Annotated in this window: 11 protein-coding genes; 2 read left to right on the top strand and 9 right to left on the bottom strand. The window is 71.8% G+C overall.

The genetic code is table 11. The features are described from left to right. Positions 1-116: 116 nt before the first annotated feature. Together I004_RS35050 and I004_RS0120380 are read right to left on the bottom strand one after the other, a co-directional pair. Entirely contained in the window at positions 117-710 is a 594-nt protein-coding gene (locus tag I004_RS35050) for an ATP-binding protein (RefSeq protein ID WP_486580159.1), read from the bottom strand. A 424-nt stretch (positions 711-1134) separates the two neighbouring features. Further along, a complete protein-coding gene (locus I004_RS0120380; protein WP_028437023.1) occupies positions 1135-1515 on the bottom strand; it encodes an STAS domain-containing protein in 381 nt (126 codons plus the stop codon). 261 nt (positions 1516-1776) lie between these two features. Here I004_RS0120380 and I004_RS0120385 point away from each other — a divergent pair, with 261 nt between their 5' ends. After that, positions 1777-2718, top strand: coding sequence for a SigB/SigF/SigG family RNA polymerase sigma factor (locus I004_RS0120385; RefSeq protein WP_028437024.1), 942 nt, complete (start codon positions 1777-1779; stop codon positions 2716-2718). Positions 2719-2825: 107 nt separating this feature from the next. On the opposite strand, the gene hutI is transcribed toward I004_RS0120385, so the two are convergent. The 4 genes from hutI to hutU form a co-directional block, all read right to left on the bottom strand. After that, positions 2826-4004 (bottom strand): imidazolonepropionase, encoded by a 1179-nt coding sequence (hutI, locus tag I004_RS0120390; protein WP_028437025.1) that lies wholly within the window; start codon positions 4002-4004, stop codon positions 2826-2828. 136 nt (positions 4005-4140) lie between these two features. Next, a complete protein-coding gene (locus I004_RS35055) occupies positions 4141-5577 on the bottom strand; it encodes a formimidoylglutamate deiminase (protein WP_037977098.1) in 1437 nt (478 codons plus the stop codon). Then, positions 5577-6830 carry an allantoate amidohydrolase gene (locus tag I004_RS0120400; protein WP_028437026.1) on the bottom strand — a complete coding sequence of 418 codons (1254 nt, stop codon included), beginning with the start codon at positions 6828-6830 and terminating at the stop codon, positions 5577-5579. The genes I004_RS35055 and I004_RS0120400 overlap by 1 nt, the downstream gene beginning before the upstream one ends. 137 nt (positions 6831-6967) lie before the next feature. Then, positions 6968-8653, bottom strand: a complete 1686-nt coding sequence (hutU, locus tag I004_RS0120405) for a urocanate hydratase (RefSeq protein WP_028437027.1) — start codon at positions 8651-8653, stop codon at positions 6968-6970. 274 nt (positions 8654-8927) lie between these two features. On the opposite strand from hutU, the gene I004_RS0120410 reads away from it, so the two are divergent. Next, positions 8928-10331: a type III PLP-dependent enzyme domain-containing protein gene (locus tag I004_RS0120410; protein WP_037977155.1), complete on the top strand. Its 1404-nt coding sequence runs from the start codon at positions 8928-8930 to the stop codon at positions 10329-10331. 88 nt (positions 10332-10419) lie between these two features. On the opposite strand, the gene I004_RS0120415 is transcribed toward I004_RS0120410, so the two are convergent. From I004_RS0120415 to I004_RS0120430, 3 genes are all read right to left on the bottom strand, one after another. After that, entirely contained in the window at positions 10420-11346 is a 927-nt protein-coding gene (locus tag I004_RS0120415; RefSeq protein WP_028437029.1) for a LysR family transcriptional regulator, read from the bottom strand. Positions 11347-11836: 490 nt separating this feature from the next. After that, a complete protein-coding gene (locus tag I004_RS0120425; RefSeq protein ID WP_051345284.1) occupies positions 11837-13006 on the bottom strand; it encodes a 5-methyltetrahydropteroyltriglutamate--homocysteine S-methyltransferase in 1170 nt (389 codons plus the stop codon). Between the two features lie 165 nt (positions 13007-13171). Continuing rightward, on the bottom strand, positions 13172-13690 hold the full coding sequence (locus I004_RS0120430) for a pyridoxamine 5'-phosphate oxidase family protein (protein WP_028437032.1): 519 nt from the start codon (positions 13688-13690) through the stop codon (positions 13172-13174). Between the last annotated feature and the right edge of the window lie 101 nt (positions 13691-13791).

Below are 13791 nucleotides of genomic sequence, written 5' to 3' on the forward strand. Positions count from 1 at the left end.
GGACGCGGTTCAGCCGGGCTCCGGTCGGCCTGGGCACAGTTCAGGCAGGCTGCCGTCAGTTGGGCTCCGGTGAGCTGGGCTCCCGGTCAGCTGGGCGGGGCCAGCTGGGCTCCCGGTCAGCTGGGCGGGGCCAGCTCCGCCCAGACCGTCTTGCCCATGCCCTCCGGGTTGCGGACCACGCCCCAGTCCAGGCAGAGCCGCTGGACGATGAACATGCCGTGCCCGCCCGGACGCCCGGCGCGGTGCGGTGTGCGCGGCGCCGGCGATCCGCTTCCCTGGTCGACGATCTCCAGCCGCAGCACCTCTGCGCCGCTGCCGACCCGCAGCTCCTCGGGCCCGTCCGCGTGCAGGCACGCGTTCGTCACCAGCTCGGAGACGACGAGCAGAACGTCCTCCGCGGCGGCGCGCTGGTCACCGGTGGCGGCGGGAAGCCAGCCCCAGTCCTGCAGCGCCTGGCGGACGAAATCACGGGCACGGGGCACGGCACCGCTCACGCCGACCAGGCGCAGCCTGCGCACCTGGCGCATCGGACGACCCTTCCCCGTCTCTCCCTGTACGGACTCGCCGGTCTCCCGCTCCGTCCTGCCCACGACCTGACCCGGCTCGTCCGCGGGAGCGGCGTGGGCGCCGGAAGGGCCCGTGGAAGCACCCTCGGACGGACCGGACGTGCCGCTGGGGTCGGAGGGCTGCTCCACCTGAGCGGCTCCCACCGTCTTGCCCTGCGGGCCGGACTGCTCCGGCCCTCCGGCGGCACCGGCGGAGCCTGCCGCACCCGAGATCCTGGACGGTCCGGACGCCCCAGAGCCCCCTGACGAGCCCGCGGAGAGCCCGCTGAGGGCTCCGGCCCCGGTGCTCCCGGCCCCGGACGCAGCCGCTGTCGCGGTGCCCTCGGGCTCCGGACCGCAGTCGCCAGCCGGAAACGGCCGGGTGGTGCTCATCAGTGGTTCACCTCACCGATCACCGATAGTGCCTCTCGTCGCCTCGCCACGGGCAGGCGGGCGACATCGCGCAGCCTGACTGGCTCAGGGGATCTCCTGCCCTACGGAACCGTGAGAACACCCACTGATGCGGACGGAGTGATGTGACGCGTGTAACTTCCGCGTAGCGGGCTGTACACACATGCCGGAACGTGCATCACGCCTCCGCCACATTGGCCAGTGCCGAGTCGAGGTCGTCGTGGAGAGTGAACACCGCTCCCGCGCCCGTGATCTCGAAGACCCGGGCGACGACGGGCAGCATTCCCGCGAGGTGGACGCCTCCCCCGGCGGCCTCGGCCTTGAGCCGGGCCCCGAGCAGGACGTTCAGTCCGGTGGAGTCGCAGAACTCCAGTCCGGAGCAGTCCACGACCAGGCGGCTGCCGCCCTCCGCGATGGCCTGCTCCAGCGCTTCGCTGAACAGGTCCGCGGTGTGGTGATCGAGCTCCCCCTCAGGGGTCACGACGGCACTGCCCGCCTGGTGCCGTACGTCGACCGTCAGCCGACCCCGGCTCGTGCTGCCGGGCATCCCGCGGTCCATGCACACCCCTCTTGATCGCCAAAGCGCCGTCTCTTCTGCCCCCGTCAACAGACTCGAACCCTACGCCTTCACCAGCAGTACCGGTAGCCGAACAACCCACACATTGGGGCAAATTCGGACATCCAGCACTTGCCATACACGTACGCGAGCGGGTAGGCGTATAGGAATACAGAAACACGTCGGCTTTGGAGGCGCCCGCACCTTCGTAGTGCACGTCACGGCTTCGGCAGCCATATGCCGAGAATGATGGAGGACATCGCCATGTCACCCAGGCTCGATCAAGGGATACCGGACACCGCTACCGAACCGGTCCTCCCCGAACAGCTCGGCGCGGAGCAGTTCAGCCCGGTCCAGGTGCCCGAACCCACGAGCCCGGAAGCGGTCGAGGAGATCTTCGACCAGCTTCAGCTCCCGGAGATCCCGCCGTATGACGAGGTGGGCCCGGTCGACGCACGGGCCATGTCGAAGACTCTCTTCAGGCGCCTCGAGAAGCTGGACGAGGGCACCCACGAGTTCTCGTACGTGCGCAACACGCTCGTCGAACTCAACCTGGCCCTGGTCAAGTTCGCCGCCTCCCGCTTCCGCTCACGCAGCGAGCCGATGGAGGACATCGTCCAGGTGGGCACGATCGGTCTGATCAAGGCGATCGACCGGTTCGACATGGAGCGCGGTGTCGAGTTCCCGACCTTCGCCATGCCGACCATCGTCGGCGAGATCAAGCGCTTCTTCCGTGACACCTCCTGGTCCGTGCGCGTGCCCCGCCGACTGCAGGAGCTGCGCCTGGACCTGGCCAAGGCCGGTGACGAGCTCGCCCAGAACCTCGACCGCGCACCGACGATGGAGGAGCTCGCCGAGCGGCTCGACATCTCCGTCGAGGAGGTCGTCGAGGGCATGGCGGCGAGCAACGCGTACACCGCCAGCTCCCTGGACGCGCAGCCGGAGGAGGACGACACCGAGGGCGCCCTCGCCGATCGCATCGGCTACGAGGACAACGGGCTCGAGGGCATCGAGTACGTCGAGTCGCTCAAGCCGCTGATCGCCGAACTCCCCGCGCGTGACCGGACGATCCTCTCGCTGCGGTTCGTCGCCAACATGACGCAGAGCGAGATCGGCGACGAACTCGGCATCTCCCAGATGCACGTCTCCCGTCTGCTCTCGCGCACGCTGAACAAGCTGCGCAAGGGGCTGATGGTCGAGGACTGAGCCCGCGCGCCTCGCGCGCGGTCAACTCGGAACACGAAGCGGGCCGCCCCGGTGGAGACACCGGTGGCGGCCCGCTTCGCCGTACGGGGACGGGGCTCCGGCGACGGTCAGGCGCCGGTCGGCCGTCCGCGGTGCCAGACCCGGCTCGTGAGGGGGACGCCGGGGCGGTACGCGAGGTGGACGTGCGAGGGGGCGTCCAGCAGGACCAGATCGGCGCGGGCGCCGGGGCTCAGCCGGCCGATGTCGTCGCGGCGCAGCGCCCGCGCGCCGCCGGCCGTGGCGGACCAGACGGCCTCGTCCGGCGTCATCCCCATCTCCCGAACGGCGATCGCGACGCAGAACGGCATCGACGAGGTGAACGAGGAACCCGGATTGCAGTCCGTGGACAGTGCGACCGTGGCGCCCGCGTCCAGCAGGCGGCGGGCGTCCGGATACACGGCCCTGGTCGAGAACTCGCAGCCGGGGAGCAGCGTGGCGACCGTACCGTCGGCATGGGCGAGCGCGTCGACGTCGGCGTCGGTCAGGTGCGTGCAGTGGTCGGCGGAGGCGGCACCGAGTTCGACGGCGAGCTGGACGCCGGGGCCGTGCGAGAGCTGGTTGGCGTGGATGCGGGGGATCAGGCCCTTCGCCTGCCCCGCCGTGAGGATGGCACGGGCCTGGTCTCCGTCGAAGGCGCCCTTCTCGCAGAAGACGTCGACCCAACGGGCGTACGGCGCGCAGGCGTCCAGCATGGGCCCGGTGACGAGGTCCACGTAGGCGGCGGGGTCGTCGGCGTACTCGGGGGCGACGATGTGCGCGCCCATGTACGTGACGTCATCGGTCTGCTCCGCGGCCACGCGCAGGGCGCGCGACTCCTGTTCGGGAGTGAGGCCGTAGCCGGACTTGGTCTCCATGGTGGTCGTGCCCTGGCGGCGGGCCTCGTCGAGGAACCGGGTCAGGTTGCGGCCGAGTTCGTCGTCGCTCGCCTCGCGGGTCGCCGCGACGGTCGTACGGATGCCGCCGGCGGTGTAAGGACGCCCCGACATGCGGGCGTTGAACTCGGCCGTGCGGTCGCCGCCGAAGAGCAGGTGCGAGTGGGAGTCGACGAAACCGGGGATGGCGGCCCGGCCTTCGGCGTCGTGGGCGGAGTCGGCGGCGGGCGCCTCCGCCGCGGGACCGGCCCATGCGACGCGGTCGCCGTCGAGGACGACGGCGGCGTCATGTACGAGACCGAGGGCGCCACCCTCGCCGAGTGCCGGGTCGTTGGTCACCAGGGTGCGGATGTTCGTGACGACGGTGCTGGTCATGTGTCGCTTCCTCGGCCCTTCTTCGACGATTCCCTCGACGCTTGCTCCATCGGCCCCGATCGCCGGGGCCGTGCTGCTGCGGGTTCTTCCGGTGCTTCCGTACCGCCCGCCGGACGGTGAGGTGGCGGCTCAACTCTCAGTGGAGGGCGCCGACCGCCTCGGCCAGGGCGGCCGGCACGTCGGGGACATTCGCGTGCCGGCCGTCCCGCACGACGTGTTCCCCGCCGACGACCGTATGGCGGATGTCTGCGGCGGACGCCGCGAAGACGGCCGTCTCGGGCGCCACGCGGAGCGGAGGTCCGGCCGTGCGCACCGAGTCCAGCGAGACCGTCGTGAAGTCGGCGAGCATGCCCGCCTCCAGGCGGCCCGCCTCGGGCCAGCCCAACGCGGCGTGGCCGTCCTCCGTGGCGGCGCGCAGCAGCTGTGCCGCCGTCCAGTGGCCGCGTGTGCGCGTGCGGAGGCGCTCGTCGAGCTCCAGTGCCCGTGCCTCCTCCAGCAGGTCGACGACGGCGTGGCTGTCGCTGCCCAGGGACAGCGTGGCGCCGGCGCGCTCCAGCCGGGGCGCGGGCCCGATGCCGTCGGCGAGGTCCCGTTCGGTGGTGGGGCACATGCACACCCCGGTGGAGGCGTCGCCGAGGAGCTTGATGTCCTCGTCGGTGAGGTGGGTGGCGTGCACGGCCGTCGTACGGCGCCCGAGGGCCCCGTGGTCGGCGAGGAGCCGCGTCGGGGTGCAGCCGTGCGCCTCCTGACAGGCGTCGTTCTCGGCGGTCTGCTCGGAGAGGTGGACGTGCAGCGGAGCCGCGCGCTCCTCCGCCCACTCCACGATCGGGCCCAACTCCCTTGCGGGGACGGCCCGTACGGAGTGGATGGCCGCGCCGGTACGTGCGTGTCCGCCCTCGGGGACACGCAGTTGCGCCGCCCGCTCCGCCCACGCCTCGGCGGTGCCGTCGGAGAAGCGGAGCTGCTGCCGGCCGGGGGGCTCACCGCGGCCGTCCCGCCCGAAGCCGGAGGCGAGGTAGGCCGTGTCGAGGAGGGTGATGCGGATCCCGGCGTCGCGGGCCGCGGAGATGAGGGCGTTGCCCATGGCGTTGGGGTCGTCGTAGGGCTCGCCGCCCGGCCCGTGGTGCAGGTAGTGGAACTCGCCGACGCAGGTGATGCCGGCCAGTGCCATCTCCGCGTACACGGCGCGGCCGAGCGCGTAGGCCGAGTCCGGCGTGAGACGGCCTGCGACCTGGTACATCATCTCGCGCCACGTCCAGAAGGTGCCCGACCCGACCTGCACGGTGCCGCGCAGCGCGCGGTGGAAGGCGTGCGAATGCGCGTTGGCGAAACCCGGCAGGGTCAGGCCGCGCAGCTCCACGGCGCCGCGCGGCGGTGTGCCGACTCCCCCGCGTACGGCGGTGATCCGGCCGTCCGTGCCGGTCTCGATCACGACGTCGAGCTCCAGGGTGCCGTTGAGCCAGGCGTGCGTGCACCAGTACCTGTGCTCGGGGTCGGGGGACGCCCCACCCGGGCCTTCGCGGCTGGGCGACGGCGAGGCGGGCGCGGGGGACGAGGACGAGACGGATGTCATCAGCAGGCCAGCCCTTCCAGCACGTCGGCGAGTGCCCTCACTCCCGCCACGCAGTCGTCCTCTTCCGCGGACTCGGCGGGCGAGTGCGAGACGCCGGTGGGATTGCGGACGTAGAGCATCGCCGTCGGGACGGAGGCGGACAGGATCCCCGCGTCGTGTCCCGCGCCGGTGGGCAGCAGCGGCGCTCCGCCCAATCGCCGTGCGATCCGGTCGCGCAGATCGTGGGCGAACTCCACGGTCCCCGTGTGGGATTCACGTGTGACGCCGACGTCCACACCGTCGGCACGCCCACGCGCAGCGGCCGCGCCTTCGATGCCGGCGACGACTGCGGCGAGGGTCTCCCCGTCGGCGGCGCGCGAGTCGAGCCAGCCCCGCACGACGGAGGGGATGGCGTTGACGCCGTTCGGCTCGACGGCGACCTTGCCGAACGTGGCCAGTGCTCCCGCACGCTCGGCCTCCTCACGGGCGGCGAGCACCGTTGCGGCGTAGGTGAGCATCGGGTCGCGGCGGTCCTCGAGCCGGGTGGTGCCGGCGTGGTTGGCCTCGCCGCGGAAGTCGAACCGCCAGCGGCCGTGCGGCCAGATCGCCGATGCGACGCCCACGGGGTGACCGGCGGGCCCGGCCGCCGCAGCGGCCCGGTCTCCCGCCGCCGCGGCCGCGAGGAATCCGGGGTCCGCGAGCGCGCGCCCCTGCTCGATGTGGAGTTCGACGAACGCGCCGATGCGGGAGAGCCGTTCGGGGTCGGGACCGATGCCGTCCGGGTCGTGGCCGGCCCGCTCCATGGCCCGCGGCAGGGAGACGCCCTCTGCGTCGCGCAGCTCGAACGCCTGCTTCCGTGTCAGCCCTCCGACGCTGAGCCTGGATCCGACGCACGCCAGGCCGAACCGTGCGCCCTCCTCGTCGGTGAAGTTGACCAGAGCCAGCGGCACCCTGAAGTGGGCGCCCTTCGCCCGGAGTTCGTCCAGCGCGGCGAACGAGGAGACCACACCGAGGGGCCCGTCGAAGGCGCCGCCGTCCGGGACGGAGTCGAGATGGGAACCGGTGACGACGGCGTTCCCGAGAGCGACGTCCTCCGCGGTCCGCACGCCGAGCCAGGCCCACTGGTTGCCGTTGCGGTCCGACTCGTAGGCCAGGCCGCGGGATTCGGCCTGTGCGCGGAACCAGGCGCGGCAGTCGGTGTCCGCTCCCGTCCACGCGTAGCGGCGGTAGCCGCCGGCCTTGTGCTTGCCGATCGCGGAAAGGTCGCGCCACATCTCGTGGAACGAGGGCGGACTCGCCGCGGCGCTGCGGAGGCTCCCCACGTCGGGCAACGGCCTGCCGACGACCGGCCGCCGCGCCGGGCCCTCCTCAGCGCCCTCGGCGTCCCCTGCTCCGCCTGCGTCCCGTGCGGTCACGCGCCGACCCCGCCTTCTTGGCCCTCCCGGCCCTCCCGCATCGGCACCCGCACGCCCCGCTCGGCGGCGATCTCCTCCGCGCGCTCGTAGCCGGCGTCCACGTGGCGCACCACGCCCATGCCCGGGTCGTTCGTCAGCACCCGGCGCAGCTTCTCGCCGGAAAGCGCCGTCCCGTCGGCGACCGTGACCTGGCCCGCGTGGATCGAGCGGCCCATGCCGACGCCGCCGCCGTGGTGGATCGAGACCCACGTCGCCCCGGAGGACGCGTTGACCATGGCGTTCAGCAGCGGCCAGTCGGCGATCGCGTCGGAGCCGTCGCGCATCGCCTCGGTCTCCCGGTACGGCGAGGCCACCGAGCCGCAGTCCAGGTGGTCGCGCCCCAGCACCAGCGGGGCCGAGAGCTCGCCGCTCGCGACCATGTCGTTGAAGCGCTCCCCCGCGCGGTCCCGCTCGCCGTATCCGAGCCAGCAGATGCGGGCGGGCAGCCCCTGGTAGTGCACACGCTCGCCCGCGAGCCTGATCCAGCGGGCGAGCGACTCGTTCTCGGGGAAGAGATCCAGCAGCGCGCGGTCCGTGGCGGCGATGTCCTTCGGGTCGCCCGACAGCGCCGCCCAGCGGAAGGGGCCCTTGCCCTCGCAGAACAGCGGCCGGATGTACGCCGGTACGAAACCGGGGAAGTCGAACGCCCGCCCGTAGCCGTGGAGTTGAGCCTCACCGCGGATGGAGTTGCCGTAGTCGAAGACCTCGGCTCCCGCGTCCATAAAGCCGACCATCGCCTCCACATGGCGGGCCATCGACTCGCGTGCGCGCTGCGTGAAGTCGGCGGGCTTGTCCGCCGCGTACTGCTCCATGTCGTCGAATTCGACGCCGACGGGGAGGTACGCGAGCGGATCGTGCGCGCTGGTCTGGTCGGTGACGATGTCGATCGGGGCGCCGCGCTCCAGCAGCTGCGGCACCAGCTCGGCGGCGTTGCCGAGGACTCCGATGGAGAGCGGGCGGCGCTCGTCGCGCGCCTTCGTCGCCAACTCCAGTGCGTGGTCGAGCGAATGGGCCCGTACGTCCAGATAGCCGTGCCCGATGCGGCGCTCGATGCGGGACGGATCGCACTCGACGCAGATCACGACGCCGTCGTTCATCGTGACGGCGAGCGGCTGCGCGCCGCCCATGCCGCCGAGTCCTGCGGTCAGGGTGATCGTGCCGGCCAGCGTCCCGCCGAACCTCTTGGCGGCGACTGCCGCGAAGGTCTCGTACGTGCCCTGGAGGATCCCCTGCGTGCCGATGTAGATCCACGAACCGGCCGTCATCTGCCCGTACATGGTCAGACCGAGGGCGTCCAGCCGCCGGAACTCCTCCCAATTGGCCCAGTCGCCCACGAGGTTGGAGTTGGCGAGCAGCACGCGCGGCGCCCATTCGTGGGTGCGCATCACGCCGACGGGACGGCCGGACTGCACGAGCATCGTCTCGTCGTCGCCCAGGGTGCGCAGCGTGCGGACCATGGCGTCGAAGGAGTCCCAGTCGCGGGCCGCCTTCCCGGTGCCGCCGTAGACGACCAGCTTGTCGGGGTGCTCGGCCACCTCGGGGTCGAGGTTGTTCTGAAGCATGCGAAGGGCGGCCTCCTGCGGCCAACCCCTGGCACTCAGTTCGCTGCCGCGCGGCGCCCGTACGGGTCGCGGTCCTGACATCTCCCGTGCCTCCCTGCCGTGTGTCGTCCCGACTCCCCCGACTTCAATTATTCACACACTGTACGGAGTGAATAGACCTAGTCAATATCGCGGGTGCTCCGTCCCCTGCGCGCGGCGGACGTGTTTGGCTTGTCCTATGCACGACTCCAGCAGCAGCCCTGCCACGACGGCCCCGGCGGCCGCCACAGCCTCCTCGGACTCCCCGGATTCCCCGGTCTCCCCCGGCTCCCGGGGCCCGTCGCCGACCGCGGGCCACGCAGCCTCCGCGCAGGGCATGGACGGGGTGGACGCCATGGGCGGCGCGGCGATCGCGTCCCGCCGCGACCTGGCCGTACGTGGCGCCGTTGAGCAGGGCCTCGTCACGGAGGACCGGCACCCGATCGCCGCCCTCCTCGACGTCCGGGCGATACGCGAGGCGGCGCACGCGCTGCGGACGGCCTTCGAGACGGTGGCAGCGCCCGGCCAGGACGTTCTGCACACCTTCGCCGTGAAGGCGGCCTCGCTCGTGCCGGTCCTGCGGCTCCTCGCCGACGAGGGCATCGGCTGTGAGGTCGCCAGCCCCGGCGAACTGGCCCTGGCACGGGCCGCGGGGTTGCCGACGGCGCAGACGGTCCTGGACTCCCCGGCGAAGACCGTCAGCGAACTCCGCGAGGCCCTCACCCTCGGCATCGCCCTCAACGCGGACAACCCGTCGGAGCTCGCCCGCCTCGACGATCTGATCGACCCCGACCTGCCTTCGCCGTCACCGGTGGGCCTGCGCGTGAATCCGCAGATCGGCGGCGGCTCCATCGGGGCGATGAGCACCGCCACGGCCACCTCGAAGTTCGGCGTCGCACTCCACGATCCGGGGGCCCGAGAATGGGTCGTACGGGCCTACCGGGAGCGCCCCTGGCTGACCCGGCTGCACTCGCACGTCGGCTCGCAGGGCATGCCGCTGGAGCTGATGGCGGAGGGTGCGCGGGCCACGTACGAACTCGCCGAGGAGATCAACGCCGCCGTCGGCAGGCACCAGGTCGACACCCTCGATCTGGGAGGCGGCCTCCCCGTCAACTTCGACAGCGACGAGATCACGCCGACCTTCGACGAGTACGCCCGGCTCCTCGCGGCGACCGTGCCGGGGCTCTTCGACGGGCGGTACGGCATCGTCACCGAGTTCGGCCGCGCCCTGCTGGCCAAGGCGGGAACCGTCCTCGCCCGCGTGGAGTACGCGAAGTCGGCGGGCGGGCGCCCCATCGCTGTCACCCATGCGGGCGCACAGATCGCGGTGCGTACGGTCTTCACGCCGGAGGCGTGGCCACTGCGGGTCGCCGCATACGACGCGGCGGGCGGGCCGAAGGCCGCCGACGGCCCGGGCGGGACCGTCACGCAGGACATCGCCGGGCCGTGCTGCTTCGCCGGTGACCTGGTGGCCCGCGAACGGCAGCTGCCGCAGCTGGAGGAGGGCGACTACGCGGCGCTCCTCGACACCGGGGCGTACTACTTCTCCAACCCGTTCGGCTACAACTCGCTGCCGCGGCCGGGCATTTACGGCTTCACGGTGACGGAGGCCGCCGGCGCGGCCGGCGGTGAGGCCACCGGGGGCGAGGTGCGGTTCCTGACCGTGCGCGAGCCGCAGTCCCTCGCCGAGATCGTGACGGAGTCCGGCGGTGCTCACAGGGACGCGCTGCGGGGCGGGTGAACCCGGGCGCGGGAACCGGTCCGGCCCCCGGCCGCCGGGCACGGACACCCCCGAACTACCCTGCATCGCGGGGGTGTTCAGGTGGCGCTCAATCAGTCCGGCCCCGCTTCGTGGAGAGTTCGCCCAGGAGCTCCAGGGCCGCGGCGATGGAGGGGTGGCCGTCGCTGCCGCGCCGGACGACGCTCAGAAAGCGCCTGGCGGGCACGTAGCGGCCCGTCAACGGGGTGCGTACGACGTCCAGATGGGGAGGCAGCAGCGCCAGGTGCGGTACGAGGGCGACGCCCAGCCCGTGCGCGACGAGCGTCGCCACGACGCTGTAGTCGCGCGCCTCGTGCGTGACCGACGGCGCGAAGCCCGCGCTGCGGCAGGCCGCGAGGACCAACTGGCGTACTGAGCAGCCGCTTCCGGGCATGTCCAGGATCCAGGACTCGGCGGAGAGGTCCTCCAGGGCGGTTCCCGGCTCCCCCGCCAGCTCGTGACCGGTGGCCGTGAGCAGGTCGAGCGGGTCCTCCAGCAGGGGCCGCTGGTCGAAGCGCCTGTCGTTGAGCGGAGGGTTCTCCGGCATCGCCTCGACGACCGCCAGGTCGGTCTCGCCGGAGAACAACAGGTCGAAGCAGTCGAGGGGTTCGGCCTCCCTGACCCTGACCGTCACCCCGGGCCACTCCTGTTGCATCCGCACGGCCAGGGGCGCGAGCAGCGCCGAGACCGACGTGGGGAAACCGGCCACCCGCAAGACTCCGCTCGGCTCGCCTAGCGCGGTCGCATGCAGCTCGGCCTCGGTGCGCTGCCACAGCTCCTCGATGGAGTCGGCGTGGCGCAGGAGGGCGTGGGCCGCCTCCGTCAACCTCACCCGGCGCCCCTGGGGTTCGAGCAGCGGTACGCCCAACTCCCGTCCGAGCTGGCGTACTTGCTGCGATACGGCGGAGGGCGTCAGATGCACGGCCCCGGCGGCGGCCGTCACCGTGCCGTACTGCTCGATCGCGCGGAGCACTGTGAGACGACGCAGATCAATCATGTAACCGTTCTACACGGTTCAGTGAAGAAATCGAACCTGGACCTGCATGATCCGTCGCGGCAGCCTGGTTGGTGAAGGGCCTCCGGTTCCCGCCGGTGGCCACGGCGAGCGAGGAGGTTCACTCGTGTCCCACTGCCCGTACTGCGGATGGCCCGACGATCAGCCCGTCCGGGATCTCTCGCAGCACCCCACAGGTGAGGGAGTGCTCGTCTGGACGCGCTGCGCCTGCGGCTCCGTCCAGGCCAGGCTCCTCACCGCCGGCACCCTCAGGATCGTGACCAGGGGGAAGCCGGCGGAGCAGCACGCGAGGGCACGGGCCGAATGCTGAACGGGGCGGGCGGCGGCCCCTGTTGGCCGGCGCCGGGTGAAGCGCGGGGAGCGGGGTGCCGGTGCGAACTCCGGCCCGCCCGCGCGACCGGGACGGCCGGGCGCCTGCGCGCCCGGCCGTCCCGGCAGCTGAGCTGATCCGAGGGTCACCGCCCCACAGGCGTCACGCGCCGCCCCAGACCTCCTCGGCCGTCTCCACGATCAGTCCGAGCTTGGCCTTCTGGTCGTCGACCGTCAGGTTGTTGCCCTCCAGCGTGGAGGAGAAGCCGCACTGCGGGGACAGGCTGAGCTGATCGATGTCGACGTAGCGGGACGCCTCCTCGATGCGGCGCTTCAGCGCGTCCTTGCTCTCCAGTTCGGGCCGCTTGCTGGTGACGAGGCCGAGCACGACCTGCTTGCCCTTCGGAACGAAGCGCAGCGGTTCGAACCCGCCGGAGCGCTCGTCGTCGAACTCCAGGAAGAAACCGTCCACTTCCAGACCGCCGAAGAGCGCTTCGGCGACGAAGTCGTAGCCTCCCGAAGCCACCCAGGACGAGGCGAAGTTGCCGCGGCACATGTGCGTCGTGACGCGCAGGTCCGCGGGACGGTCCGCCAGGGCACGGTTGATGTTGGCGATGTACGTCTCGTGCTGGTGATCCGGGTCCCCGCCTATCTCCGCGACGTGACGGCGCTGCTCGGGGTCGTTGAGGTACGCGAGGCTGGTGTCGTCGAGCTGGAGGTAGCGGCAGCCAAGGTCGTACACGCCGCGCACCTGGGCGGCGTAGGCGTCGGTCAGGTCCGTCCAGAAGGATTCCATGTCCGGGTAGACGGACTCGTCGATCGAGGCGCGTCCGCCCCGGTAGTGGACCATGCTGGGCGAGGGGATCGTCAGCTTCGGGGTCACGCCCTCGGAGACGGTCTCCCGCAGGAAGGTGAAGGCGTCGGCGAAGATCGTCGACTCCAGGCGCAGCTTGCTGTCCACATGGGCGGAGGGCGGCGCCCACTCGATGTCGCCGTCCGCGTTGTGGAACTTCACGCGCAGGTTGCCGTCCTGGACCTTGTTGATCCCGCCGAGCGAGTAGATGAAGTCCATGTGCCAGGACTGCCGCCGGAACTCTCCGTCCGTCGCCCCCCGCAGCCCGGCCTCGCGCTGGAGCGCGACGACGTCGCGTACGGCCTCGTCCTCGGCGGCCTTCAGGTCGGAGGCCTCAATGCGACCCGCCGCGTGGTCCTCGCGGGCCTGCTTGAGTGCCGCCGGGCGCAGCAGGCTCCCCACGTGGTCGGCGCGGAAGGGCGGAAGCGTACGCGCACCGGTCTCTGCTGTGGTGGTGGGCGTCGTCGGCTCTGACGTCATGGGGTGTCCCTTCTCCAGGTAGGGGGGTTCACCCTGCTCCGGAGTGGTCCATTCCTCAACCACGAGTTCCGTTGTCCGGAAGGACGGATTGACACGGACCCTCCCCCTGGGCCTTGCGGCCCGGGTGGGGGTCGTCCCCAGCGGAGCGTGGGGGAATGCCCCCAGCTAGACGGCGGCGAAGCGCCACCGGGTCTGGCTGTAGTCGCCCTTGCGGAAGCCGAAGACGGTGGACGGGACGACCTCGAAGACCACCGCCCGGCCGCCCTGCCGGTGGTGGAAGACCCCGTCCCTCGCCTCGAACCGCCACTCCTCGCCATACTTCTCCACCCACGCGTCCGCCAGCCTCCGCAGCCTCTCGTCGTCGCGCACGGGTACGGCCTCGCCCTCCAGGACGAGGTCGAGCCCTTCGTCGACCGCACTGTTGCCCGTCGTGAGCACGCAGTGCGAATTGGCCGCCAGATTGCGGAACTTGCGCTCCTCCTCGCCCGTGCAGAAGTGCAGCGCGCCGTCGTACCAGACGGCGATCAGCGGCGTGACGTGCGGACGGCTGTCCGGACGCACGGTCGTCAGCCAGTAGGTCCCGGCGCGCGCCAGCCCGTCGTGTGCGGTCTCCCAGTCGGTGGGTTCCGCGCCGGGGGCGCTGTAGCGGGGGTCCAGGTCGGTGGCCGGCTCGTGGTTGCGCATGCGGGTCTCCTCCGTGATCGCGGCAACGGCGACGGCGGTCTCGCTTGCTGCCGCCGTCCACGAGAGAGGACCGCATGAACGTGCCCAAGTCATCGGAGCCT

This window comes from Streptomyces sp. TAA486, from assembly GCF_000426165.1.